This window comes from Telluria aromaticivorans, from assembly GCF_013003915.1.
Classification (GTDB): Bacteria; Pseudomonadota; Gammaproteobacteria; order Burkholderiales; family Burkholderiaceae_D; genus Telluria; species Telluria aromaticivorans.
The window spans coordinates 54,924-79,787 of sequence record NZ_JABAIV010000011.1; the positions used below are offsets into that span (position 1 = coordinate 54,924).

At 63.7% G+C, this 24,864-nt stretch carries 28 protein-coding genes; 9 read left to right on the forward strand and 19 right to left on the reverse strand.

Annotated elements, in window-relative coordinates; translation table 11 throughout:
• Window positions 1-305: 305 nt before the first annotated feature.
• Window positions 306-1,277 (forward strand): IS110 family transposase, encoded by a 972-nt coding sequence (locus tag HGB41_RS21680; RefSeq protein ID WP_171088421.1) that lies wholly within the window; start codon window positions 306-308, stop codon window positions 1,275-1,277.
• A 67-nt stretch (window positions 1,278-1,344) separates the two neighbouring features.
• Here HGB41_RS21680 and pstC read toward each other — a convergent pair whose 3' ends face one another.
• The 7 genes from pstC to HGB41_RS21715 all read right to left on the reverse strand — a co-directional run bounded on the left by pstC (window position 1,345) and on the right by HGB41_RS21715 (window position 7,688).
• Window positions 1,345-2,277: a phosphate ABC transporter permease subunit PstC gene (pstC, locus tag HGB41_RS21685; RefSeq protein ID WP_371868571.1), complete on the reverse strand. Its 933-nt coding sequence runs from the start codon at window positions 2,275-2,277 to the stop codon at window positions 1,345-1,347.
• A gap of 251 nt (window positions 2,278-2,528) precedes the next feature.
• Complete coding sequence (locus HGB41_RS21690) at window positions 2,529-3,587, reverse strand: AI-2E family transporter (protein WP_171088387.1); 1,059 nt, start codon at window positions 3,585-3,587, stop codon at window positions 2,529-2,531.
• Between the two features lie 66 nt (window positions 3,588-3,653).
• Entirely contained in the window at window positions 3,654-4,241 is a 588-nt protein-coding gene (locus HGB41_RS21695) for an SCO family protein (protein WP_171088388.1), read from the reverse strand.
• Window positions 4,242-4,271: 30 nt separating this feature from the next.
• A complete protein-coding gene (gene cyoE / locus HGB41_RS21700) occupies window positions 4,272-5,165 on the reverse strand; it encodes a heme o synthase (protein WP_171088389.1) in 894 nt (297 codons plus the stop codon).
• Window positions 5,166-5,206: 41 nt separating this feature from the next.
• Complete coding sequence (locus HGB41_RS21705; protein ID WP_171088390.1) at window positions 5,207-6,331, reverse strand: COX15/CtaA family protein; 1,125 nt, start codon at window positions 6,329-6,331, stop codon at window positions 5,207-5,209.
• 18 nt (window positions 6,332-6,349) lie between these two features.
• Complete coding sequence (locus HGB41_RS21710) at window positions 6,350-6,985, reverse strand: SCO family protein (RefSeq protein ID WP_371868570.1); 636 nt, start codon at window positions 6,983-6,985, stop codon at window positions 6,350-6,352.
• Window positions 6,948-7,688 carry an SURF1 family protein gene (locus HGB41_RS21715; RefSeq protein WP_171088391.1) on the reverse strand — a complete coding sequence of 247 codons (741 nt, stop codon included), beginning with the start codon at window positions 7,686-7,688 and terminating at the stop codon, window positions 6,948-6,950. Before HGB41_RS21715 ends, HGB41_RS21710 begins: the two co-directional genes overlap by 38 nt.
• A gap of 33 nt (window positions 7,689-7,721) precedes the next feature.
• Here HGB41_RS21715 and HGB41_RS21720 point away from each other — a divergent pair, with 33 nt between their 5' ends.
• On the forward strand, window positions 7,722-7,922 hold the full coding sequence (locus tag HGB41_RS21720) for a twin transmembrane helix small protein (protein WP_171088392.1): 201 nt from the start codon (window positions 7,722-7,724) through the stop codon (window positions 7,920-7,922).
• A gap of 258 nt (window positions 7,923-8,180) precedes the next feature.
• Here the strand turns inward: HGB41_RS21720 and HGB41_RS21725 are convergent, their stop codons facing one another.
• From HGB41_RS21725 to HGB41_RS21750, 7 genes are all read right to left on the reverse strand, one after another.
• Window positions 8,181-9,038 carry a cytochrome c oxidase subunit 3 gene (locus HGB41_RS21725; RefSeq protein WP_171088393.1) on the reverse strand — a complete coding sequence of 286 codons (858 nt, stop codon included), beginning with the start codon at window positions 9,036-9,038 and terminating at the stop codon, window positions 8,181-8,183.
• A gap of 132 nt (window positions 9,039-9,170) precedes the next feature.
• Window positions 9,171-9,392 (reverse strand): DUF2970 domain-containing protein, encoded by a 222-nt coding sequence (locus HGB41_RS21730; protein ID WP_171088394.1) that lies wholly within the window; start codon window positions 9,390-9,392, stop codon window positions 9,171-9,173.
• Window positions 9,393-9,965, reverse strand: a complete 573-nt coding sequence (locus HGB41_RS21735) for a cytochrome c oxidase assembly protein (protein WP_171088423.1) — start codon at window positions 9,963-9,965, stop codon at window positions 9,393-9,395. It abuts the gene before it with no gap.
• A 10-nt stretch (window positions 9,966-9,975) separates the two neighbouring features.
• The gene (locus HGB41_RS23275) at window positions 9,976-10,086 is read right to left on the reverse strand and encodes a cytochrome oxidase small assembly protein (protein ID WP_212761058.1); all 111 of its coding nucleotides are present in this window, start codon (window positions 10,084-10,086) and stop codon (window positions 9,976-9,978) included.
• 2 nt (window positions 10,087-10,088) lie between these two features.
• The gene (gene ctaD / locus HGB41_RS21740; protein WP_171088395.1) at window positions 10,089-11,693 is read right to left on the reverse strand and encodes a cytochrome c oxidase subunit I; all 1,605 of its coding nucleotides are present in this window, start codon (window positions 11,691-11,693) and stop codon (window positions 10,089-10,091) included.
• Between the two features lie 30 nt (window positions 11,694-11,723).
• Entirely contained in the window at window positions 11,724-12,911 is a 1,188-nt protein-coding gene (coxB, locus tag HGB41_RS21745) for a cytochrome c oxidase subunit II (protein ID WP_171088396.1), read from the reverse strand.
• Between the two features lie 343 nt (window positions 12,912-13,254).
• A complete protein-coding gene (locus HGB41_RS21750) occupies window positions 13,255-14,157 on the reverse strand; it encodes a methyltransferase domain-containing protein (RefSeq protein WP_171088397.1) in 903 nt (300 codons plus the stop codon).
• Window positions 14,158-14,257: 100 nt separating this feature from the next.
• Here HGB41_RS21750 and HGB41_RS21755 point away from each other — a divergent pair, with 100 nt between their 5' ends.
• From HGB41_RS21755 to HGB41_RS21765, 3 genes are all read left to right on the forward strand, one after another.
• Window positions 14,258-15,028: a ComF family protein gene (locus tag HGB41_RS21755; RefSeq protein WP_229423166.1), complete on the forward strand. Its 771-nt coding sequence runs from the start codon at window positions 14,258-14,260 to the stop codon at window positions 15,026-15,028.
• A gap of 23 nt (window positions 15,029-15,051) precedes the next feature.
• The gene (gene trmL, locus HGB41_RS21760) at window positions 15,052-15,522 is read left to right on the forward strand and encodes a tRNA (uridine(34)/cytosine(34)/5-carboxymethylaminomethyluridine(34)-2'-O)-methyltransferase TrmL (RefSeq protein WP_171088398.1); all 471 of its coding nucleotides are present in this window, start codon (window positions 15,052-15,054) and stop codon (window positions 15,520-15,522) included.
• Between the two features lie 175 nt (window positions 15,523-15,697).
• Entirely contained in the window at window positions 15,698-16,285 is a 588-nt protein-coding gene (locus HGB41_RS21765) for a PEP-CTERM sorting domain-containing protein (protein ID WP_171088399.1), read from the forward strand.
• A gap of 132 nt (window positions 16,286-16,417) precedes the next feature.
• On the opposite strand, the gene HGB41_RS21770 is transcribed toward HGB41_RS21765, so the two are convergent.
• Window positions 16,418-18,535: a prolyl oligopeptidase family serine peptidase gene (locus tag HGB41_RS21770; protein WP_171088400.1), complete on the reverse strand. Its 2,118-nt coding sequence runs from the start codon at window positions 18,533-18,535 to the stop codon at window positions 16,418-16,420.
• A 145-nt stretch (window positions 18,536-18,680) separates the two neighbouring features.
• Here HGB41_RS21770 and HGB41_RS21775 point away from each other — a divergent pair, with 145 nt between their 5' ends.
• Window positions 18,681-19,316: a class I SAM-dependent rRNA methyltransferase gene (locus HGB41_RS21775; protein WP_171088401.1), complete on the forward strand. Its 636-nt coding sequence runs from the start codon at window positions 18,681-18,683 to the stop codon at window positions 19,314-19,316.
• A 41-nt stretch (window positions 19,317-19,357) separates the two neighbouring features.
• Window positions 19,358-19,558, forward strand: coding sequence for a hypothetical protein (locus tag HGB41_RS21780; RefSeq protein ID WP_171088402.1), 201 nt, complete (start codon window positions 19,358-19,360; stop codon window positions 19,556-19,558).
• Window positions 19,559-19,600: 42 nt separating this feature from the next.
• Here the strand turns inward: HGB41_RS21780 and HGB41_RS21785 are convergent, their stop codons facing one another.
• Entirely contained in the window at window positions 19,601-20,074 is a 474-nt protein-coding gene (locus HGB41_RS21785) for an adenylyltransferase/cytidyltransferase family protein (RefSeq protein ID WP_171088403.1), read from the reverse strand.
• Between the two features lie 6 nt (window positions 20,075-20,080).
• The gene (locus HGB41_RS21790) at window positions 20,081-21,265 is read right to left on the reverse strand and encodes a PilT/PilU family type 4a pilus ATPase (RefSeq protein WP_171088404.1); all 1,185 of its coding nucleotides are present in this window, start codon (window positions 21,263-21,265) and stop codon (window positions 20,081-20,083) included.
• Between the two features lie 191 nt (window positions 21,266-21,456).
• Here HGB41_RS21790 and HGB41_RS21795 point away from each other — a divergent pair, with 191 nt between their 5' ends.
• Window positions 21,457-22,398 carry a hydrogen peroxide-inducible genes activator gene (locus HGB41_RS21795; RefSeq protein WP_171088405.1) on the forward strand — a complete coding sequence of 314 codons (942 nt, stop codon included), beginning with the start codon at window positions 21,457-21,459 and terminating at the stop codon, window positions 22,396-22,398.
• 55 nt (window positions 22,399-22,453) lie between these two features.
• Here HGB41_RS21795 and HGB41_RS21800 read toward each other — a convergent pair whose 3' ends face one another.
• Both HGB41_RS21800 and HGB41_RS21805 read right to left on the reverse strand, forming a co-directional pair.
• Window positions 22,454-23,206: a PEP-CTERM sorting domain-containing protein gene (locus tag HGB41_RS21800; protein WP_171088406.1), complete on the reverse strand. Its 753-nt coding sequence runs from the start codon at window positions 23,204-23,206 to the stop codon at window positions 22,454-22,456.
• A 192-nt stretch (window positions 23,207-23,398) separates the two neighbouring features.
• Window positions 23,399-23,857 (reverse strand): YaiI/YqxD family protein, encoded by a 459-nt coding sequence (locus HGB41_RS21805; RefSeq protein WP_171088407.1) that lies wholly within the window; start codon window positions 23,855-23,857, stop codon window positions 23,399-23,401.
• 139 nt (window positions 23,858-23,996) lie between these two features.
• Here HGB41_RS21805 and ubiA point away from each other — a divergent pair, with 139 nt between their 5' ends.
• Window positions 23,997-24,851: a 4-hydroxybenzoate octaprenyltransferase gene (ubiA, locus tag HGB41_RS21810; protein ID WP_171088425.1), complete on the forward strand. Its 855-nt coding sequence runs from the start codon at window positions 23,997-23,999 to the stop codon at window positions 24,849-24,851.
• Window positions 24,852-24,864 lie beyond the last annotated feature (13 nt).

Consider the following 24,864-nt stretch of genomic DNA (forward strand, 5'->3'; position numbering starts at 1 on the left):
CCGAATGACAAACGCCCACGCGGTGATAGTTAGAGGTGGAACAGCCGCACGGGCTGCATCACCGTGGTTTGACCGCGTGGGCGGGAGACCCGCCCACCCTTGTATCTTGATCGTATTGATGGTTAGCTACTATCAATAGAGGTGAAGAGTAGCTTGGGCCCACCCTTAAGGCTCGACCTTGGAAGGTAGATCAAGCCCTTCACCTCGTTCCCACACCATACCAAACACTGGACGGTAGCCTAGGGCAATGACCCTGCATGCACAAGGAGAGTGGGTGTGTTGATCGAGAACACAAGGAGAAGACGATGTTTTACTTGGGCGTGGATGTTGCCAAAGCCAAGCTTGACTGCATGCTGCTCGATACGTCGAACAGCAAACTGAAATCGAAATCTATTCCAAACACGGCTGCCGGCTTTGCCCAGCTGTTGGAGTGGCTGGTCAAACAAAAAGTAGCCAAGCCACATGTGGTGATGGAACCAACTGGGATGTATCACGAGAACGCTGCGTTGGCACTAGCTGATGCAGGCCTGGTGGTTTCGCTGGTCAATCCGGCCCAGCTGCGCGCATTCGCCCACGCTCTGGGTGTGAAGACCAAGACCGACAAGGCAGATAGCGCCGTGTTGGCACGCTATGGCGCCACACAAAATCCTATGCCGTGGCAGCCGCCATCGGCATCGGCTCGAAGGCTCAAGGCACTGCTGACGCGGCGCGATGCTGTCGCCGATGATCTTCAACGCGAACTCAACCGCCAGGAAGCGAACGATTTCAGCCCAGCGCCTGAGGCGGTAGGTGAGTCGATTGCGCAGTCGATCGCCTTTTTAAAGGCCGAGCTCAAGAGACTGGAAACAATGATCGCTGCGCATATCGACAATGATCCCGATCTGCGCAACAAGAAAGAACTGCTCGAGTCCATTCCTGGCGTTGGACCACGAGTCTCGGGCCACATGACGGCTCTATTTGCGGGACGAACGTTCGAACGCGCCGAACAGCTGGCAGCTTACCTTGGCTTAGTGCCGGTTGAGTGGCAATCTGGCTCGTCGGTGCGTGGCAGGCCACGCATGTCCAAGGCTGGCCCCGCTTACTTGCGCAAAGTGCTTTACATGCCAGCTGTCGTGGCACGGCGCTGCAATCCACATATCAAGGCTCTCAACGACCGACTACTTGCCAAAGGCAAGTCGAAGATGGCAGTGATCGGTGCAGCTATGCGTAAGCTGGCACACCTTTGCTTCGGTGTCGTCCACACCGGCAAACCCTACGATCCGAAATTCGCGATCTAGGGCTTGACGATGAAGACGGTACCTACGATCGAACGAGCTCACCGATTCGCACCGGCAGCTTTCAGCCCTATTTCGCGCCCTCCTGGCGCTCCATCCCGATCAGCATCAGCTTGGCGGCTGCCAGGACGACGAAGGTGATCGCGAACAGGATCAGCCCTAGTGCGTAGAGCGAGGAGACGTGGAGGGCTTTCTCGGCCTCCCCGAACTCGTTGGCGAGCGTCGATGAAATCGAACTGCCGGCAGCGAACATCGACCAGGACAGGCGGTGCGCGTTCCCGATCACGAAGGTGACCGCCATGGTTTCGCCGAGCGCCCGCCCCAGCCCCAGCATCACTCCTCCTACCACACCGTTGCGGGTATAGGGCAGCACGACCTTGCAGGCGACTTCCCATTTCGTACAGCCCAGCCCATAGGCCGATTCCTTCAGCACTGCAGGCACGATCTCGAAGACGTCGCGCATGACCGAGGCGATGAAGGGAATGATCATGATCGCCAGGATGAGGCCTGCGGTCAGGATGCCGAGCCCGGTATGAGGCCCCTGGAACAGCGCGCCGATGACCGGGAGCTGGCCCAGCGTGCCGGCCAGCAGCGGTTGCGCATAGTTGGAGAAAATCGGGGCAAAGACGAAGAAGCCCCACATGCCGTAGATGATCGACGGCACGCCCGCCAGCAGCTCGACGGCGGTTCCCATCGGGCGCCGCAGCCACACCGGGCAGATCTCGGTGAGGAAGAGCGCGATGCCGAAGCTGATCGGGACGGCCACTGCGAGGGCGATGATGGAGGTCGCCAGGGTGCCGCCGATCGCGATCATCGCACCGAACTGCTGGCCGACCGGATCCCACTCGACACGGGGAATGAAGCCGGGACCGAATGCGCGCAAGGCCGGCCAGGCGCCGAGGGTCAGCGAAATAATGATACCCAACAGTACCATCAGGACCGAGGCTGCGAACACGAGGGTCAGCTTGTGAAACAGGAAGTCCTGGATGCGCTGTACCCGCATGGTGCCGAGGAGAGCTGCATGCTGGACCCGGGCGACGGCATCGTCCTTCGTGTCGTTCAGGTCTGCGACTGCATACTGAGCCATAGTGATCCCGTTTCCTGGAAAACGTCCCGGCATCGACTGCCACCCGAGGGCAGGTATGCTGAAGCGATTGAAGGACCGCAGTGCCGGGCATGACAGTGCGGCGAAACGAGGAAGTCTAGGGACTGCTTGTTACAGTGGCATGACGACCAGGTGGAAAGGTGGCCGCCTCAGTTCTTGCGGATGACCCGGTCCGGCGTGCCGGTCCATTCGCTCATCAGGCTGTAGCCCACCGCCAGCAGGGTCGGGCCGATGAACATGCCGACGAAGCCGAAAGCGATCACCCCACCCAGCACACCGAGCAGCGTCAGCAGGAAAGGCAGGCTGCTGCCGCGGCTGATCAGCATCGGGCGCACGATGTTGTCGACGCCGCTGATCAATACCGTGCCCCAGATGACCATGAAGATCCCCCAGCCGGTTTCGCCCTGCAGGAACAACCAGATCGCCGCGCCGCCCCAGATGATGGGCGGGCCAACCGGGATCAGGGACGAGACGAAGATCATCACCGACAGCAGCGGCACCGCCGGCACGCCTGCAATGGTGAAGCCGATCGCCGCCACCACGGCCTGCGCCAGCGCGGTGCCGAGCATGCCGTACATGACGCCGCGCACGGTCTGGCTGACGGTGGTCGACACCGACTCGGCGCCCTCGCCCATCATTCGCTGCATCGCCACATCGACCACGGCGAGCAGGGCCTTGCCGTCGCGGTAGAAGAAGAAGCTGACGAAGGCGGCAAGGCTGAGCTGGACCACGCCGGTGCCCAGCATCAGGCCGCCGGCCAGCAGGTAGCGCCGGGCCGGTTCGATGAAGCGCTGGGCCAGCGCGATCATCTGGTCGCGGCTGGCCACCAGCTGGCGCAGATAGGTGTCGATCGATTCGCCTACGAGCGGGATCTCGCGCACCCAGGGCGGCGGCGCCAGTTCGCGGTGCTCGATCGCATAACGGACTTCGGTGAAGCCCTTGGCGACGTCGTCGGCCAGGTTGTAGGCGACCATGGCCAGCGGGATGATGACCAGCAGCGTGAGCGTCATCGTCATGGTCAGGGCCGCCAGGTTGCTGCGCCCCTTCATCGCGCCGAGCAGGCGCAGGTACAGCGGCCAGGAGGAAATCACGACGCAGGCCGCGAACACGATCGCTGCCAGGAAAGGCCTGAGGACGTAGAGGCAGCCCAGCGTCAGCAGGACGACAATGGCGATACGGGGGTAGTTCCTGCCTGCGCGTTGTTCCATGCCGTCCCTGTGTAATGGTGTTTACACCATCATAACAGCTCAGTTAAGGCATGGATGACAGGAGGCTTAAAGCAGCTGGCGCAGGTCGGCCGTGAGCGGGCCCGGGCCGCCGTTGTGGCGCACGAACAGGCGCAGCTTGCCGTCGCGGTCGAACACATAGCTGCCTGCCATGTGGTCCACCGTGTAGCTGCCAGGCTCGGTGCCGGGCACCTTGGCGTAGAACAGCTTGAATTCCTTGGCCGTGCGCGCGGTGGCTTCCATGTCGCCGTACAGGCCGATAAAGCTCGGGTGGAAAGCCGGCACGTAGGCGGCCAGCAGTTCGCGGGTGTCGCGCTCCGGGTCGAGCGTGACGAACAGCACCTGCACGTCCTTGGCGGATGGTCCGAGTTCCTTCATCACGGCGGCCATCTCGGCCATGGTGGTGGGGCAAACGTCCGGGCACTGGGTGTAGCCGAAGAACAGCACTACCAGCTTGCCCTTGAAGTCCTGCAGCGTGCGTGGCTTGCCATTGTGGTCCGTCAGCGAAAAGCCCTTGGCGTAATCGAGCCCGGTCACGTCGGTGTTGTTGAAGGTGGGCGTCTTGTTCGACAGCTTGTCGCAGCCTGCGGCCAGCACCGCCACTGTCATCACCAATACGCTCAGGAGTTTTTTCATGTCGGAACCTGCGAATGAGAACCTGCGAATCTAGAACCGGAAATAATGGTCGACCAGCAGCGCGGCAAACAGCAGCGACAGGTAGACGATCGACCAGGTAAAGGCATTGCGCGCGGCCATGTCGCTGTAATGCTTGTGCACGCGCCACGAGTGGCGCAGGAACAGCACGTTGAGCACGACGGCGGCGGTCAGGTAGATCAGGCCGCTCATGCCGACGGCGAAGGGCAGCAAGGTGGTGGCGCAAAGGGCAATGGTGTAGAGCCATACTTGCAGGCCGGTGTACTGCATGCCGTGCGTAATCGGCAGCATCGGCAGGCCCGAGCGTGCGTAATCGTCGCGGCGGTACATCGCCAGCACCCAGAAATGCGGCGGGGTCCAGACGAAGATGATCAGCACCAGCAGCCAGGCCTGCATCGGCACGGCGTCGGCCACCGCGGCCCAGCCCAGGGCAGGCGGCATGGCGCCGGACAGCCCGCCGATGACGATGTTCTGCGGCGTGGCCGGCTTGAGCAGCATGGTGTAGATGAAGGCGTATCCCACGAAGGTGACGAAGGTCAGCCACATGGTCAGCGGATTGACGAAAGCGTACAGGATGACCATTCCGAGGCCACCGACCAGGGTCGAGAAGACGATCGTCTGGGTGTTGGTGAGCTCGCCCATGGCGGTGGCGCGGCGGGCCGTGCGCGCCATCTTCGCGTCGATTTTGGCCTCGACCAGGCAGTTCACCGCAAAGGCGGCGCCGGCCAGCAGCCAGATGCCGGCGGTGCCGGCGACCAGCACCTGCCAGCCCGGGAAGCCGTCGGTGGCGAGGAACATGCCGATCACCGCGCAGAACACGGCCAGTTGCGTGACCCGTGGCTTGGTCAGGGCCCAGTATTGGGCAACGCGGCTCGGAGGTTTGTGGAGGGCGGTCTGGGTCGTCATCAATGGGGTGCTGGCTGGCGTAGCCGCGGTGCTGCCGCGGTTCACGTCGCGCGGTTCTCCGCGCCGTTCACTTCGATCTGGTGTTTCACCCGGTAGTTTAACATGGTCACCAGCAGTACCAGCAGGGCCGCCCCGGCGTTATGCATTACAGCAATCGCCAGCGGGAAGTCGAGGTAGACAGTGGCGATGCCGGTCAGCAGTTGCACCACCAGCAGCAGGGCCAGCCAGCGCGCGTGATTCGCCAGCCAGGCATGGCGCCAGGCGCGCCACACCAGCAGCCCGAGCACGCCGACGACGACGATGGCGAAGTTGCGGTGCACCCAGTGGATCGCCACCAGCGCCGGGAACGGCAGGTAGTGCCCTGCCGCCGTCTTGCCCAGTTCGCGCCACAGGTGGAAGCCATGCTCGAAGTCCATTGGCGGCAGCAGCTGGCCGTCGCACAGCGGGAATTCATCGCAGGCCATGGTTGCGTAGTTAGTGCTCACCCACCCGCCCAGCGCGATCTGGACCGTGACCACGACTGCTGCCAGGATCGCCAGCGTGCGGATCGACCGCAGCGCGGCATTGTCACCGGCCGGCCGTGGCGGATGCATCAGGTAGTCTTCGCGCCCGCCCAGCCAGGCCAGCAGCGCCAGCAGGCCCATGCCCAGCAACAGGTGGATGGTCACGATGGCCGGCTGCAGCTTGAGGGTGACGGTCCAGGCGCCAAAGGCGCCCTGGATGCAGACGAACACGAACAGCGCCAATGGAATGCCCGGCTTGAAGGCCTGGGCCTTCGTCTTGCGCCACTGCACGGTGGCGGTGAACAGCAGCGCCATGATCAGCACGCCGATGCCCATGGCCAGGTAGCGGTGGATCATTTCGATCCAGGCCTTGGCCACGGTGACCGGGCCGGTCGGCATGGCCGCCTCGGCCGCCGCGATCTGCTCGTGCGCCAGGAAGGGGTTGGCCATGCCATAGCAGCCGGGCCAGTCCGGGCAGCCCAGGCCGGAATCGGTCAGGCGCGTGAAGGCGCCGAACACGATCAGGTCGAAAGTGAGGAAGACCGCGACCCAGACCAGCTTGCGGAATTTGTTGGCGTCGGCCGACATCCAGACCATGGCCAGCGGCAGGGTCGCGACGAGCACGCCCATCAGGGCCAATTGCAACAGAGAAGACGTTTGCATGTTTTTTTGCCCGAGCGGTCAGCCGATTGCCGAGGCCTTAAGCAGCTTGGCGATGTCCTTGTAGACCTTGCGCGGGTCCGGATCGAGCGGGAAGCGCATCATCAGGTTGCCGAGCGGATCGATCAGGTAGATGTGGCCTGATGCCGCGGTGCCGCTGTCGGTTGGCAGCCACTTGGTGACGACGCCGTGCGGCGCGCGCAGCAGGTGCATGCCGTCGTACTGGCGGATTGTCATCGTATCGAGCGGCTTGTCGTCGGTGATGAGCCAGACGCGTTCGACGCGGTCGCGGTTCTTGCCCTGCATCGTGCGCCACTGGCGCATCGCGAACAGCTGCTTCTGGCAGGCTTCCAGGCATTCGCCACTGCCCACCTTCAGCATGATCCACTTGCCGGCATATTGCTCGAGCTTTTCCGGACGGCCATCGAGAGTCGTCGTGTCCATCGCCGGGATCGGGTACTGGCGCGGGTCGATCAGCGTGCCGTAGTTGGTGCGGCCGGTCGGCTTGATGACGTAATAGGTCAGGTAGGACAGGATCAGGGGCGCCGCGCAGACCATCAGCACGGCGAACAGCTTCCAGCGGCCCCGGTTGCGTTTGAGTTCCTGCGCCTTCGCAGGATCAGTTGCTGGTTCCTGCTTCACTTTTTCTTGTTCCACTTCGAAATCCTGTTATCACAAAAAAGAGGATGGCCATGGCCGCCAGTGCATACCACTGGAAGGCGTAGCCGCGGTGCTTGTCGATGCCGCCCGATGGCGAGGGCCAGACGCGCTGCAGGGCCTCGCCCAGCTGCGCGGGGCCGGTCTGCTGCACGAAAAAGGGCTGCAGCGTCAGCCCCGTGGCGCGGGCCGCCGCGGCCGGGTCGACGTTCTGGACAATGGCGTTCGGCGCCAGCGCCCCGGCCTCGCCCAGGTCCATCACGTGCCCGGCGCCGGCGACGACCGTGCCTTCGATGGTGACCGTGCCCGCAGGCGTATCGAAGGCCGGCAGCTTGCCGTATTCGGCAGCGCGCGGCAGCCAGCCGCGCAGCACCAGCACATGGATACTGGAGCCGCTTATTTTAAACGGCATCACGAGGTAGTAGCCGGCACGGCCGGCCATCGGGCGGTTGGCCAGGAACAGCGGCCATGTGCCGACGAATTCGCCGGTGACGGTGACGCGGCGGTAGGCGAGCGCCGTGGCGGGCGTGATGGGGGGGCCGAGCGCGACGGGCGGCTCGGCGGCGCGGGCGTCGAGCTGTTCCTGCACGGCCTGCTTTTGGGCCGCCCTGCCCGCCTGCCAGTTACCGAGCGCAATGCCGAGTATGGCGAGGACGAGGGCGGCGATAAAGGGAATGAGGCGAAAACGGAACGCGAACCGCATTACAATGATGCCTCAACCTTTCCCTTGCCCATCATGAAACTGCTCGTTGCCATCGCCTTCATCCTGATCCTCGCGAGCCTGGGCTCGGCCCTGTTCTTCCTGATGCGCGACAAGGGGCAGAGCAACCGCACCGTGCATGCGCTGGCGGTGCGGGTCGGGCTGTCGATTACCTTGTTCCTGTGCCTGCTTGGTGCGTACAAGATGGGGTGGATTGCGCCGACGGGGATTCGCTGATCTTCGCAGGGATCCCGCTCAAAAAGCGGCGCCGTACATCGTAGGGTGGGCAAGTTCCTTGCCCACGCGTTCAAATCACGTTGGAACAGCCAGCGCGGCAGATCAACCGATAACTATCACCGCGTGGGCAGGAGACCTGCCCACCCTACGAGATTCGACATCTCTACCTGTAGCGAATCCGGTCACTACACTGCGTAGCCGGTATCACCGGCCACCCATCCTTACAACTGCGTAGCCGGTATCACCGGCCACCCATCCTTACAGCCAATACACTACCACGTACAGCCCCAGCCACACGACGTCGACAAAGTGCCAGTACCACGCCGCGCCTTCGAAGCCGAAGTGGTTGTCCGCCGTGAAATGCCCCTTGAGTACGCGGTACAGGATCACCGACAGCATGATCGCGCCCATCGTCACGTGGAAGCCGTGGAAACCGGTCAGCATGAAGAAGGTCGAGCCGTAGATGCCCGAGGTCAGCTTCAGGTTCAGTTCTTGGTAGGCGTGCATGTATTCATAGACCTGGAAGCCCATGAAGATCGCACCCAGCAGGATGGTGGCGGCGAGCCAGATCGCGGTCTTGGCGCGGTGGCCTTCGCGCAGTGCGTGGTGCGAGATGGTCAGGGTCACGCCCGACAGCAGCAGCAGCGCGGTATTGATGGTCGGGATCGGGAACGGGCCCATGGTATTGAAGCCGTCGACCACGCCGGCCGGGCCGGTGTTGCCCCAGGTCGGTGCGTAATCAGGCCAGATGAACTTGTGGTCCAGGTCGGCCAGCCAGGGCATGGAAATGACGCGGGCGTAGAACAGTGCGCCGAAGAAGGCGGCAAAGAACATCACCTCCGAGAAGATGAACCAGGCCATCGACCAGCGGTAGGACAGGTCGATGTTGCGGCCGTACATGCCCGATTCCGACTCGCCGATCGCGTCGCCGAACCAGAAATACAGCACCGTCAGCATGGCGGCGATGCCGGCCAGGCACACGACCGGGCCCCAGGACACGCTGTTGACCCAGGCGGATGCGCCCAGCATGGTCACCAGCATCGAAATGCCGGCGGCCATCGGCCACTTGGAAGGGCCTGGCACGAAATAATGTGGCACGGTATGTGGCGAACTCATCTTCATCTCCTCAAGCTAACTCTTTTGAATTTTGGTAACTCTGAATCGCAAACTTGGGTCCCGGCCTGCGCCGGGACGACGTTGTTTTAGTTTATTGGCGGAGTCCGTAGTGCGACTTCGTCCTTGTCATTCTCACTGCGAAACCGCAAACCGTACCGCCAGCATGATCAGGCCAATAAAAAGCGCTGCCCCGATCAGCCCGGCGATGATCACATGCACCGGGTTCAGGTTGGCGGCGTCCTGTTCGTAGTCGCTGCGCTTGCGCACGCCGAAGAAGGACCAGAACACCGCTTTCATCGTGGCCAGGAAACTGGCCTTGCGCCGGTGTGGCATTTCCTTGGGCTGCTCATCCATTTACTTGACCACCGCCCCTGTGGCAGGCGCCGCTGCCGCCTTGATTGCGCCGCCGATCTCGAAGAAGGTGTACGACAGCGTGATGTTCTTCACCTCGCGCGGCAGCGCCGGGTCGATGAAGAAGACCACCGGCATCTGGCGCGCCTCGTTGGCCTGCAGCGTCTGCTCCTGGAAGCAGAAGCATTCGACTTTCTTGAAGTGCGGCGTGACCGACTGCGGCGCATAGCTCGGGATCGCCTGCGCCTTGACCGCCCTGCCCTGCGTGTTGACCACCTCGTAAGTCACGGTGGCCAGCTCGCCCGGATGCACTTCGATGCTGCGGGTGGTCGGGCGGAAACGCCACGGCCCCTGCGCGTTGCCGTCCAGCTCGACGACGATGGTGCGCGTCTTGTCGACCTGGGTATTGGTCGGCGCTTCGACGAACTCGCTCTGGGTGAGCACGTTAATGCCGAGCACCTCGCAGATCTGGCGGTACATCGGCACCAGCGCGTAGCCGAAGCCGAACATCATCACCGCCACCACGACCAGTTTACCCAGCGTGGAGCGGTTCAGGCGCCGAATCCGGCTGCTCATCGGGTTCATGTCAGCTCAGCAGTGTGAACTTGACGAATACGCTGACAAAGAAGAGCAGTGCGATTCCGCCCAGTACCAGGGCGGTTTTCAAGTTGCTCTTTTTCTGCAGGTCGCGCGTCATGATTACTTCACCAGTGGCGGGGTTTCGAAGGTGTGGAACGGCGCCGGGCTCGGCACGGTCCACTCCAGGCCCTCAGCGCCTTCCCACGGCTTGGCCGAGGCTTTCGCGCCGCCACGGATGGTCGGCAGCACCACCGCGAACAGGAAGTAGACCTGCGACAGGCCGAAGCCGAAGGCGCCGATCGAGACGATCATGTTGAAGTCGGTGAACTGGGTCGCGTAATCCGCATAACGGCGCGGCATGCCGGCCAGGCCGAGGAAGTGCATCGGGAAGAAGGTCACGTTGAAGGTGATCAGCGAGAGCCAGAAGTGCATCTTGCCGCGGCCTTCCGGATACATGTGGCCGGTCCATTTCGGCGCCCAGTAGTAGAAGCCGGCGAACAGCGCGAACAGCGAACCGGCCACCAGCACGTAGTGGAAGTGCGCCACCACGTAATAGGTGTCGTGCACCACGATGTCGATCGGGGTCACCGCCAGGATCAGGCCGGTGAAGCCGCCCATCGTGAACACGAAGATGAAGCCCACTGCGAACAGCATCGGGGTCTCGAAGGTCATCGAACCCTTCCACATGGTGGCGACCCAGTTGAACACCTTCACGCCGGTCGGCACGGAGATGAGCATGGTGGCGTACATGAAGAACAGCTGCGAGGTCACCGGCATGCCGGTGGTGAACATGTGGTGGGCCCAGACGATGAAGGACAGGATCGCGATCGAGGCGGTTGCATACACCATCGAGGCGTAGCCGAACAGCGGCTTGCGGGCGAAGGCCGGGATGATCTGCGAGACGATGCCGAAGGCCGGCAGGATCATGATGTAGACCTCCGGGTGGCCGAAGAACCAGAAGATGTGCTGGTACATCACCGGGTCGCCGCCGCCGGCCGCGTTGAAGAACGAGGTGCCGAAGTGGCGGTCGGTCAGGGTCATGGTGATGGCGCCAGCCAGCACCGGCATCACGGCGATCAGCAGGAAGGCGGTGATCAGCCAGGTCCAGCAGAACATCGGCATCTTCATCAGGGTCATGCCGGGCGCGCGCATGTTCAGGATGGTGACGATGATGTTAATCGAGCCCATGATCGACGATGCGCCCATGATGTGCATCGCGAAAATCGCCATGTCCATGCCGGGGCCCATCTGGGTCGACAGCGGCGCGTACAGCGTCCAGCCGGCGGCGGTGGCGCCGCCCGGCGAGAAGAACGAGCCGGCCAGCAGGATCGCCGCCGGCGGCAGTAGCCAGAACGAGAAGTTGTTCATGCGCGCGAAGGCCATGTCGGATGCGCCGACCTGCAGCGGGATCATCCAGTTGGCGAAGCCGACGAAGGCCGGCATGATCGCGCCGAACACCATCACCAGGCCGTGCATGGTGGTGAGCTGGTTGAAGAACTCGGGGCGGAAGAACTGCAGGCCCGGCTGGTACAGCTCGGTGCGGATCATCAGCGCCAGCACGCCGCCCGAGAGCAGCATGATGAACGAGAACCACAGGTACAGGGTACCGATGTCCTTGTGGTTGGTGGCGAACAGCCAGCGGCGGTAGCCGTGCGGATGGTCGTGCGCCGAGTGGTCGTGGCCGTGGTGATCGTCGTGTGCGTGATCGATTGTGGTGGTAGTCATGTCGATATCCCTGGAGCTAACTGGTCAAGCTTACTTGCTGCGCGCAGCCAGCACTTCGGCCGGTTGCACGATGTTTTCCGCAGCCTTGTTCGACCAGGTGTTGCGGGTATAGGTGATCACGGCGGCGATCTCGGTGTCCGACAGCTGCTTCCAGCCCGGCATCGCCGAGGCGTAGCGCGGGGTGTCCTGGCCATTGAGCAGGACGTCGATCTGCGGATGCTTCGGACCGTTGACGAGTTCCGAGCCGTCCAGCGGCGCGAAGGCGTTCGGTACGCCCTTGCCGTTGGCCTGGTGGCAGGCCACGCAATTGGCAGTGTAGACCTGCTCGCCCTTGGTTTTCAGTTCGTCGATGGTCCAGACCTTGGTCGGATCGTCGGCCAGTGCCGCCATTTCCTTCTTCTTGGTACCGACCCAGGCGGCGTAGTCTTCGTCCGAGACGACGCGCACGACGATCGGCATGAAGGCGTGGTCCTTGCCGCACAGTTCGACGCAGTTGCCGCGGTAGGTGCCGATGGTGTCGGCCTTGAACCAGCCGTCGCGCACGAAGCCCGGGATCGCATCCTGCTTGATGCCGAAGGCCGGGATAGTCCAGGCGTGGATCACGTCGTTGGCGGTGAAGACCATGCGGATCTTCTTGCCGACCGGGACCACCATCTCGTTGTCGACTTCCATCAGGTAGTTTTCGCCGCGCGCTTCGGTCGACGGTTCGCCCGGCAGGCCGATCTGGGCACGCGGGGTGGACAGGTTCGACAGGAAGGAAATGCCCTCGCCCTCACCTTTCAGGTAGTCGTAGCCCCATTTCCACTGCATGCCGGTGGCCTTGATGGTGATGTCGGCGTTCGAGGTGTCTTTCAGGGCGACCACGGTCTTGGTGGCCGGCAGCGCCATGCCGATGACGATCAGGAACGGGACGATGGTCCAGGCGATCTCGACGGCGGTGGATTCGTGGAAGGTGGCAGGCTTGTGGCCGAGCGACTTGCGGTGCTTGAACACCGAATAGAACATGACACCGAACACGGCGACGAAGATGACCATGCAGACGATCATCATCCAGTTGTGCAGGTCGTAGATGTCGGCGCCGACGGCGGTCACCGGGGTCTGCATGTTCAACTGGTGTTCCACCGGCCTTCCGGTAATTTCCGGAGCCGCCCATGCTGGGATGCCGGCCGTTGCTGCGAGCCCGAACATCCAGGCCCCAAGTCGCGTTGCGTATGTCATGTTGTCCCCAACCACCCAAAATAAAATATTTTTAACGGTCGACAATTCCATGAACGAACTGCCGCCGCTCCGAATCAATACCGCAGAACGGTCACCCGGCCGTCCGCGAGATTGCGCTGCGGAACGGTGGGAAAACCATACGCCGGCCCGGGTGACACCGTCGTCACCAGAGGCCGGCGGCTCTGCGGATGCTGCAATTCATTTCTCGTAGTTCATTCTACTTATCGTCCATTCTGCTGCTTTTTTCAGCGCTTTTCGCGTCTGGACGATAAAAATAGCCACTGATTATAATCAAATCAGTAATTTTTATTCAAGGAAAATCGGGCAGTGTTGTTGCCGCCGGTTATTGAGGCTTGCGCGGCTGGAAACGCACGATCGCTTCCCCGGCCGCGGTGGTCTTCGGTGCCGGGCGGAAAGCATGACCAAAGATGACTTCGAAACTCAGGCCGAGCTTGCCATCCGGACGGCGTCCCTCTTCCAGTGCGTCGAGCATCCGCTGCCAGGCCGCACGCCCGATGAGGCCGCGGCGCCGCGTGTCCAGCGGATTGCCGCCCAGCGCCCGCACGTCGGCCAGCAGTGCTCCTGCCGTGTCGTAGGTGACCGTAATGCGTTCGACATCCATCACCGGCGTGGAAAACCCGGCTTCCACCAGCTGGTCGCCGAAATCGTGCATGTCCACGAAAGGCAGCGTGTGCGGGGTCTCGTCCATGGCGGCGAAGGCAGGTCGCAGTTCGGCAAAGGTGTCCGGACCGAAACTCGAGAACATCAGCAGGCCATCCACGCGCAGGACGCGGCGCCATTCGGCGAAGACGCGGTCCGGCTGGGGATGCCAGTGCAGCGCGAGGTTCGACCACAGCAGGTCGATCGAGTTCGCGCCGAATGGCAGGGTGGCGAAGTCGCCGCACAAGAGATCCACGCCGGCCTTGGCCGGCAGCAAACGGCTGAGCATCTGGTTCAGCGAACGCATGCCGGCTGCCGCGCTTGATCCAGTTCTGGCCGCGGCGGCCATCGCGGGCGCCGCATCGATCCCGAGAATCTGGGCTGCCGGATAGGTCTTTTGCAGCAGCGCCAGGTCGGCGCCGGCGCCGCAGCCGGCATCGAGCACCTGTTTCGGGACGATTTTGACCAGTTGCAGGCGCTCCTGCATGCGCGCGGCGATCTCGCGGCGCAGGAAGTCGGAGGGCTGGATGCGTCCCGGCTGGGCGAACAGCTTGCGTACGCGCTCGCCGTCGATCGGGGCGCTCATTCTGGAAGGGGGTTGCGGTGAAGCCATGGTAGACGTGCGTACAAATGAGATAATGGCGGGAGTGTACATGGTTGTACGAGTCACAGCCGAGCTTCAGCCGATGCCCCTGCCCAGCGATCTGACCAGCTACCTGACCACCCGCCTGCCGCACTGGCCGCGCGCCTTGCACGCCGCGCTGCTGCGCACGCTCTTGCCGTCCAGCTGCGTGCTGTGCGGCATGGCTGGCGACGACGCGGTCTGCCCGGCCTGCGCGCTGGCGCATGTGACGGATCGCGCCGCGCGCTGTGCCTGCTGCGCCAATCCGGTCGGCGCGCAGGATGGCGGACGGCGCTGCGGCGCCTGCCTGGCCGACGCGCCGGCGTACGACGCCACAGTCACCGCCTGCGACTACAGCGCGCCGGCCGACCGGCTGGTGCTGCAACTGAAATTCAGCGCCCGGCTGGCGCTGGCGCCGTGGATGGCGCAGCAGCTGCGCGATGCCGCCCTCGCCCGGCATGGACTGGCCCTGCCCGACCTGCTGTGCCCGGTGCCGCTCGGGCCGCGCCGCCTGGTCGAGCGCGGCTACAACCAGGCGCTCGAGGTGGCGCGGCCGCTGGCCGGTGCGCTCGGCATTGCGCTGGCGCCGCGGCTGGTGGAACGGCTGGTCGACACACCTGCCCAGTCCGGCATGGCGCCTGGCGAGCGGCGCCGCAACGTGCGCGGCGCTTTTACCATCGGCGATGGACAGGCCGGCCTGCATGGACGCCATGTCGGCGTGGTCGACGACGTCATGACGAGCGGCCATACGCTCGATGAACTGGCCGGTGTGCTGAAAGCCGCCGGCGCGGCGCGCGTGACCAATTTCGTGTTCGCCCGCACACCGCCGCACTGATATTTGAAAACAAGGAGAACGCGTTGTTCCACGTCGTACTGGTCGAACCAGAGATTCCGCCGAATACCGGCAATGTCATCCGCCTGTGTGCCAATACCGGCGTGCAGCTGCACCTGATCGAGCCGCTCGGCTTTCCGCTGGACGACGCCAAGATGCGCCGCGCGGGGCTGGACTACCACGACTACGCGACCATGAAGGTGCACAAGGACTGGGACGCTTTCCTGGCCGCCGTCCAACCGGACCCGGCGCGCATGTACGCGCTGACCACGCACGGCTCCTCTCCTTTCGCCGACGCGCAATTCAAGCCGGGCGACGTGTTCGTGTTCGGCCCCGAGTCGCGCGGCCTGGACCCGGCACTGCGCAACAGCTTCGCCCCGGGCCAGCGCATCCGCCTGCCGATGATGCCGGACAACCGCAGCCTGAACCTCTCGAACACGGTGGCGGTGGTCGTGTATGAAGCCTGGCGCCAGAACGGCTACGCCGGCGGCGCGTAGCGCTCTCACCTCACTCCAGACCTCGAACATTCCCATCAGCAATGTTACATTGCTGTGGCTGATGGGCGACACATTCTGGAAATATTTACAAGGTAACGCGACAGTAAGTCCCCGGCAGGAGTACGCTGGATGCATCAGTTTGATCGCCGCACCCTGTACTTGTTCGAGGTAATACATGAAGAAGCTTCTCCCAAGCGCCGTCCTGGCGCTCTGCTGCACCGCGGCCCATGCCGATCCCGTCTCCTGGGGTTTTTCCTTCAACGGTTTCTACGACAGCGTATCAAGCAGCTTCCTGCCGCAAGAGGTCATCACCGGCTCGTTCCGGGGCGATGACCTGAACGGCGACGGGCTGCTGGCGAAGGACGAGCTGGTATCGCTGGTGGTCGGCGAACTCGATTACATCGCCTGCGCGGGTTCCAGCAACGCTTACTACCAGTGCGGCGCGACCAGCTTTTCGTTCTCGCAGGACAGCGGCCTGAACTTCAGCGTGGGCAGCTACGGCAGCGATCCCGAAGGCTGGGTCGGCGGCGGCCGCCTGATCACGACCGGCGACCAGCACTATGCCTATGATTTCAATCCAGGCATGACGGTCGAGCGCCACCTGTACTGGACCAGCGACACCCGGCTGTCGATGACCTCGATGATGGCGGCGGTGCCTGAGCCGCAGACCTGGGCCATGTTCGGGCTGGGGCTGCTGGGGCTGGCGTGGCGGGTGCGGCGAAACGTAGGGTGGGCGGGTCTTCCCGCCCGCGCGTTCGAATAATGCTGCTGCTGCCCGTGCGGCTGCTCACCCTATAACTTTCACCGCGTGGGCGTTCGTAAATCCGGGCATTGCCCGAACTTACCCCGCCCACCCTACAAATTCGCCGAAATTAACCCGCGTCGTGTGCGGATCTCACTGGCTACGCGTCTGGGACAGGATGAAGGCATACGTATCCGCCGCCTCCTGGTCCTGCTGCGCGCGAGTCGAGCCCATGCCGTGGCCGGCGTCGAAGTCGACGCGCAGCAGCACCGGCTTGCCGCTCGCCGTGGCGGCCTGCAAACGCGCCGCCATCTTGGCCGGATGGAAAGGCGCCACGCGCGGATCGGTCACGCCGGTGGTGAGCAGCACGGCCGGATACTTGCCGCCGTCCTTCACCGCCTGGTAGCTGTCGATGCTCCTGAGCGCCTTGTAGCCGGCCCGGTCGCGGATCGCGCCCCACTCCGGTTCTTCCGCAAAACTGTTCTGCTCCGCCACATAGCGCAGCGGGTTGTGCCAGCCCACGCCCGAGACCACGGCCGCGAACAGGTCCGGACGCTCGGCCAGGGCCATGCCGGTCGGGATGCCGCCCGCGGAACGCCCGCCGATGGCCGTATGCTTCGGTGCGCTATAACCATAGTCATGCAGGTCGCCGACCACGGCGATCAGGTCGCGCCAGGTATTTGGCTTGTTCTCCAGCTGGCCGGCACGGTGCCAGTCGCGCCCGTACTCGCCGCCGCCACGCACGTTGGCGAAACCGACGATCGCGCCCTGGTCGATCAGTGCCAGCAGCCGGCCCGCGAAGGCCGGCGTATAGGCCGCCGCGCCATAGCTGCCATAGGCAGAGATGAAGGCCGGGTTGCTGCCATCCTTCTTCAGGCCCTTCTTGTAGACCAGGCTATACGGAATCTTCGTGCCGTCCTTTGCCACTGCGAAGCGGCGCTCGGTCGTGTAGGCGCTGACGTCGATCGCCGGCCTGGGCGTGAGGCCGGTGTCCGCCACCTTGCCACCCGCATCAATGCTCCAGATGCCGCCCGGCGTGAGCCAGCCGGACAAGAGCATCAGCGCGCCGGGTGCGTCCGGATCGGCCACCAGGCTCGCCACTGTGCCGTCGAAAGGCAGGGCAATGTCGGCCACCTTGCCGTCGGCGCCGAGGCGCAGCACCCGGCCGATGCCGCCATCCATGGCGCTCAAGTACAGGCCGTCTTTCGCGCGGGCCAGCTCCTCGATCACGAGCTTCGATTCAGGCACCACCTCGCGTGCGGCCCTCAAGGACGGCGCCGCCGCCCCCGTTTTCAGCACGCGCCCGCGCGGATGGCCGCGGTGGGCCAGCAGGTACAGGTCGTCGCCATGCAGATCGGCATAGGTCACTTCGTCGGCAAAGCCGGCTACCGGTTTCCAGCGCGCCTTGCCCTTCAATGCGTCTTGCAGCGGCGCGACCAGGAAGCGCTTCTCGTTACGCACGTCGGCCAGCACCAGCAAGGCGTGGCGCGATTGCGGCGTCGCGATAATCAGCGGCATCTGGATCCTGTCGTACTTCACCGATTTATCCAGACCGCGCGCCATCAGGATCCTGTCCTTGCCTGGGTCGTCGCCCAGGCGGTGGAAACGGGCGCGCGAATCGAGGTAGCGTTCCGGCGTATTCACCTTGCCGGTGAGCTGGTTGTAGAAGAAGCCCGAGCTGTCCTCGAGCCAGCTCGGGCTGGCGCTCTGGGTATTGGCGATGCGTTCGGGAAGGACGGCGCCCTTGGCCACGTCCATGACATGCAGGACCGAATCCTCGCTGCCATCCTTCGACAGGCCGTAGGCCAGCTTGCTGCCGTCCGGCGACGCGCTCCACCAGTCGAGCGAGTAATGGCTGGTGGCGGTGTCTTGCAGGGTCGGGTCGACCAGCAGGCGGCTTTTACCATTCTCCTGCACGAACAGCTTGAAGTTATTGGTGCCGGCCGGGCGCTGCTGGTAGAAGGTGCGCGCGCCGGCGCGCTGGATCGCGGCGGCCGAGGTGATGTCGCCGGACAGCTGCCCGATACGCGCCAGCAGTTCGCCGCGCAGCGGCAAGGCATCCAGCACCGAACGCGCATGGGTGTTCTGGTTGCGCAGGAAAGGCAGCCAGTCCGGGTCCTTGTCGTTTTCCATCCAGCGGTAGCGGTCGACCACCTTCTCGCCAAAATGGGTGTCGGTGACGGGTTCCACGCGGGCGACCGGCGGGGCGGCATGCGCGGTGGCGGCCACCGTCAGGATGATGCCGCCGAACAGACGGGCTAAGCCAGGCATGGGGTCTCTTCAGATTGTGAATCCAGCAATATTGCCACGAATAGGGTGCGCTGGCTGGGGCTTTTGACGGGAATGCCGGCAAGCAGGGCGCCGGGGATGGCGGCAGCTTGCTGTATCATCCCGACCTTGAAAACGAAAGCCGCGCATGCTCATCATCACCATCAAACAGGGTAAGGAAAAAGGCCTGCTGGCCGGCGACCCCTGGATCTACATCTCCGCCATCGACAAGGTCGACGGCAAGCCTTCGGAACGCAACAAGCCTGGCGCCACGGCCATCGTGCAGTCGTCCTCGCGCCAGTTCCTGGCCAGGGCCGCCTACAACGCCAAGTCGCAGATCGCCGCCCGCGTCTGGACCCTGCGCGAGGACGAGCCGGTCGACCACGCGCTGATCAAGCGCCGCGTGCAGGCTGCGGTCGAGCGCCGCGCCGTCGCGCTGTCCATCGCCGACCCGCAGGCCTTGTTCCAGCTGGTCGATGGCGAAAAGGACGGCCTGCCGGGCCTGCTGGTGCACAGCTATGGCGGCGCCTCGGGCTACCTGGTCTGCCAGTTCAATGCCGGCGGCGTCGACCAGTGGAAGGTGCCGGTCGTGCAAGCCCTGTTGAAAGCCACCGGCTGCGCCAACGTGTACGAACGCTGCGATCCGCTGGTGCGCAAGAGCGAAGGCTTGCCCGTCACGCCGGGCGCGCTGGCCGGCGACGAACCGCCCAACAAGCTGATGGTCCGCGAAGGCAATCGCCTGGCGCCGATGGATATCCGCACCGGCTTCACCTACCCGCGCTGACAGCGCCGGTTTACCCGTTATCCAATAGTAAAGGAGCCGATATGGCCAAGAAAGAAGAAGAACTCGACGAAGAAACGCTGGCCTTCATCCACTGGTGTATTGAAGTGGAAGGATTTCTCGTGGCCGGCGGCGCAACCGTCAAGCAGGCCCAGGACCATATCGAAGAGCAGGTCGAGTGGTTTACCGACCAGTTCTATGATGGCCTGACGCCTGAGCAGGCGGCCAAGGAAGCCCTGGCCTGAGAGCGGCAAGCAGGCCGGTGACATCGGTCACCGGGCCTGCGCTCATCCCCGGATCTTCGCCACCAGCCTGGTGGTCGAGCGGTCGTGCTCGAAATCGATCGCCACCGCGCGACCGCCATAGGCCAGCACCGCCTGCCCTTCGGGAATCGCGGTCATGTCGTAATCGCCGCCCTTGGCGTAGATCCCGGGACGCGCTTCTTGTACTACCTCCAGCGCGGTGTCTTCGTCGAACTCCACCACCAGGCTGACCGATTCCAGCGCCGCCAGCACCGCCATGCGGTCGGCCAGCGTGTTGTGCGGGCGGTCGTCGCCCTTGCCCAGTCGTTTGACCGAGGCATCGGTATTGGCCGCCACCACCAGCGAAGCACCCAGTTCGCGCGCCTGCGCCAGGTAGGTCACGTGCCCGCGGTGCAGGATGTCGAACACCCCGTTGGTCAGCACCACCGGTTTTGGCAGTTGCGCGATACGCTGCGCCAGTTGGGCGCGCGTGCAGATCTTGTTTTCGAATGAAGGCATAAGCATTTAGGTGGGTGGTGCATCGGGATCGGGTTCTTCTTCCACGGCCATCGACAGCTCGGTGGCCTTGCCACCGCCGCCGTCCGGTCCCTTGCGCTCGCCCGAGAGCTTGATCTGCAGGCGCAGGCCGTTGGCCGAGTCGGCGTTGCGGATCGCCTCGTCGTAGCCGATCAGGCCCTTGTTATACAGCTCGTAGAGCGCGCCGTCGAAGGTGACCATGCCCAGTTCGCGCGACTTGTGCATGATCTCCTTGATGTTCTGGAAGTTCCCTTTCAGGATCATCTCCCCGATCGTCGGGGTATTCAGCAGGATCTCGATGGCGGCCTTGCGGCCCTTGCCGTCCTCGGTGCGCACCAGGCGCTGCGAGACCACGGCGCGCAGGTTCGACGACAGATCCATCAGCAGCTGGTTGCGACGCTCTTCCGGGAAGAAGTTGATGATCCGGTCCAGGGTCTGGTTGGCATTGTTCGCGTGCAGGGTGCCCAGGCACAGGTGGCCGGTCTCGGCAAAGGCGATCGCGTGCTCCATGGTTTCGGTGTCGCGGATCTCGCCGATCAGGATCACGTCCGGCGCCTGGCGCAGCGTGTTCTTCAGCGCGTTGTGCCACGAATGGGTGTCGACGCCGACTTCGCGGTGCGTGACCAGGCAGTTCTTGTTCTTGTGGACGTACTCCACCGGGTCTTCGACCGTGATGATGTGGCCGGCCGAATTGCTGTTGCGGTAGTCGATCATCGCCGCCAGCGTGGTGGATTTGCCGGAACCGGTGCCGCCGACGACCAGCACCAGCCCGCGCTTGGTCATCACGACTTCCTTCAGCACTTCGGGCAGGTCGAGTTTCTCGAAATTCGGGATCTCGGACGCGATGGTGCGCACCACCATGCCCACGCTCTGCTGCTGCACGAAGACGTTCACGCGGAAGCGGCAGACGCCGGGCAGCGAGATCGCGAAATTGCATTCCATCTCAGCTTCGAATTCCTCGCGCTGGCGCTCGTTCATGAGCGACAGGGCCAGCGCCCGCGTCACCTCGCCGGACAAGCGCTGCTGGCTCAACGGTTTCATCGCGCCCTGGTGCTTCATGCTGGGCGGAAAATCGCTGGAGATGAACAGGTCGGAGCCGCCCTGCTGGTGCATGACCGTGAGCAGCTTGTGGATATAGGCCTGGGCTTCCGCCGGGCCGAAGGTCGAAGACATGGGCGCCTCTCAAGAGCGCAGGCGAAAATCCTGCCGGGCAATTATATAGGCTGGCAGGCGGCGATGACGATGCATCGACTATGATGCGTGAACGCCGATTTCGATAAAATACGCAAATTCGGCTGACTAAAAACCAACATTGTGTCAGGATAAGCGTCAATAAAGCCGTGTATTCCTGGGACTGAAAGTCTATGACACTGACCGAGCTGAAATACATCGTCGCCGTCGCGCGCGCCAAACACTTCGGCCATGCCGCCGAAGCCTGCTTCGTTGCCCAGCCCACCCTCTCGGTCGCCATCAAGAAGCTCGAAGACGAGCTCGGCGTGACGCTGTTCGAGCGCGGCGGCTCCGAAGTCTCGGTGACGCCGCTCGGCGCCCAGATCGTGGCCCAGGCCGAACGCGTGCTGGAACAGACCGCCGCGATCAAGGAACTGGCCAAGCAGAACAAGGACCCGCTTGCCGGCCCGCTCCGGCTGGGCGTGATCTACACCATCGGCCCCTACCTGCTGCCGCCGCTGGTGCGCAACCTGATCGACAACGTGCCGCAGATGCCGCTGGTGCTGCAAGAGAATTTCACCCACAAGCTGCTGGAACTGCTGCGCCAGGGAGAGCTCGACGCTGCCATCGTGGCGCTGCCGCTGCCTGACCACGGCATGTCGATGCAGACCCTGTACGACGAACCCTTCGTGGTCGCCATGCCGCGCACCCACCCGTGGGCCGGCCGCAAGGAAATCCCGGCCGACGACCTGAAGCTGGAAACCATGCTGCTGCTGGGCGCCGGCCACTGTTTCCGCGACCAGGTGCTGGAAGTCTGCCCGGAAATGGCGCGCTATTCGGCGCCGGGCAATGGCATGCAGCGTACCTTCGAAGGCTCTTCGCTCGAGACCATCCGCCACATGGTGGCCAGCGGCATCGGCCTGACCGTGTTGCCGCGCGCCTCGGTGGCCGACATGCACGACCCGCATGGCCTGCTGACCTATGTGCCCTTCGCCCACCCGATGCCGTCGCGCCGCGTCGTGCTGGTCTGGCGCAAGAGTTTCACGCGGCGCGCCGCGATCGACGCGGTGGCGCGCGCGGTCGGCGAATGCAGGCTGCCGGGTGTGGAAATGATCAGACTCGAAGCGGCCGCCTGATGGTCCATGCCGGGCGCCCGCGCACCACCGGTGCCGGCGCCCTGTTATCCCCCCTTTAGCCGGCAGCCTGCTTTGCGCGCCGGCGCAGCACGCTCATTCCCGCAAGGCCCACGCCGACCAGCGCCAGCGAGAACGGTTCCGGCAGCTCGGCTGGCGGACGCTGGAAGGCGCCGACATAGACCGACTCATGATCGCCTTGCGTACTTCCTGCGGCAAACTGCACGCCGCCGCCCACCACGCATTGACTCAGCACCGGGCAGAAACCGAGCGCCTCCGCCGCCTGGAGGTCGTCCAGGATGAAGCGCTGGATGCCTGACTGCCCGGTTCCGCCCGAATCGGCCATGATCAGGTCGGCGCCTGTGTAGGCGAACAGTTTCAGCTGGCTGGTATCGGTCCTGAACAGGCTCATGTAAAGGTGAGTCAGGGTTGCGCTGCCGTTGCCCGGCTCGCTGACATTGACGACAAACCCCAGCTGGCCAGCGTTGGCGAGCCCGGCGATACTGGACAGGAAATAGGTGTTGTTTCCCGCATTGCCGGCGGTGTTGTCGCCACCTTCCAGGCCCATCTCCGCCGCGCAGGTCTCGAACGGCCTGGTCACGTCGCTGGGCTTGTAGGTAACGCAGCCCGATTCGGTCACGACCCGGTTGGCGTTATTGGTATTGTCCTTGACGGTCACCACCGTCATGACGGCGCCCAGTCCCGTGCCGGTGGCCTGCGTCCCCGTGACCTTGATCAGGTCTGCGAACGCAGGGTTGGCTAAGCAAAACACCGCGGCCCCCACTACTGCTCTTGCCAAGATAGCTTTCATGATCATCCCTTAATTAACAACTTATAAGCCAGGTACGCCCTGGCGGCGTCGGACATCGAGGGACGAGCAAGAAAAGTGCCAGTAAGTTATTCTCCAATACTTTCAGTAACTTAGCCAATATGAATAAGCCGTCAATACATGGACTGTAAAGTTTTCCGAACGCAGCATTAATGCCGGGGAGTCGAATTCCGGTCAGTTGCCGGCGGCGCGCGCCCGCGCCAGCTGGCGGTCGAGCGCATTCGCGAAATTCCGGCTGTCGGCCTGGCTGAACGCCGCCGGCCCGCCGGTATCGACGCCGCTGCCGCGCAGTTCTTCCATGAAGGCACGCATGGTCAGTTGCTGGGCGATGGTGTCCTTGGTGTACCACTCGCCGCGCGGGTTGAGCGGCAGCCCACCCTTCTCCAGCACCAGCGCCGCCAGCGGGATGTCGCCGGTCACGACGATGTCGCCGCTGCTGACCCGCTCGACGATCTCGGCATCGGCCACGTCGGCGCCGCTAGGTACCTGCAGCGCGCGGATGAAGCGCGAGCCGGGTACCCGTATCAGCTGGTTCGCAACCAGGGTGACGTTGATATGCGTGCGCTCGGCGACGCGGAACAGGATGTCCTTGATGACGCCAGGACAGGCATCGGCATCGACCCAGATGTGCATGATGAAGAATGGAAAAAGTTGGCGGGTGTCGATTGTACCGGCAAGCCCTCCCTCGAGGCTGAAGCGCATGCCCGGGGCAAAAGCCGTAGAATCGCTGTCTTCTGCTCAACAATTCTTGCCCGACAAGACAACCCATTCGATGAACAAGCTGGCGCTCTATTTCCGCCTGGTGCGGGCCGACAAACCGATCGGCATCCTGCTGCTGCTGTGGCCTACCCTGTGGGCACTGTGGATGGCCTCCGGCGGCGTGCCCGACCTGCAAGTGCTGGCCATCTTCGTGCTCGGCACTGCCTTGATGCGCTCCGCCGGCTGCGCCATCAACGACTATGCCGACCGCGAGTTCGACAAGCACGTCAAGCGCACCGTCGACCGCCCGCTCACCAGCGGCAAAATCCGCGGCTGGGAAGCCGTGATGGTGGCGGCCGTGCTGGCGCTGGTCTCGTTCCTTTTGATCCTGCCGTTGAATGCGCTGACCAAGCAGCTGTCGGTGGCGGCCCTGGTCGTGGCCGGCACCTATCCTTATTTCAAGCGCTTCTTTGCGATCCCGCAGGCCTACCTCGGCATCGCCTTCGGCTTCGGCATCCCGATGGCCTTCGCCGCCGTGCAGAATACCGTGCCGGCGGTGGCCTGGTGGCTGCTGGTGGCGAACGTGTTCTGGGCGGTGGCCTACGATACCGAATACGCGATGGTGGACCGCGACGACGACCTGAAGATCGGCATCCGCACCTCGGCCATCACCTTCGGGCGCTTCGACGTGGCCGCCGTGATGCTGTGCTACGGCGCCGCGCTGGCCATCGACCTGGTGTGCGGCTGGTACCTGGGGCTGCGCTGGTGGTTCGTGGCCGGGGTCGTGGTGGCGGCCGCCCTGGCGCTCTACCACTACACCCTGATCCGCCGGCGCGACCGCATGGATTGCTTCAAGGCCTTCCGCCACAACAACTGGCTGGGGGCCGCACTGTTCGCAGGTGTCGCACTCGACTATACATTCAGGTAATATTGCACAAAAG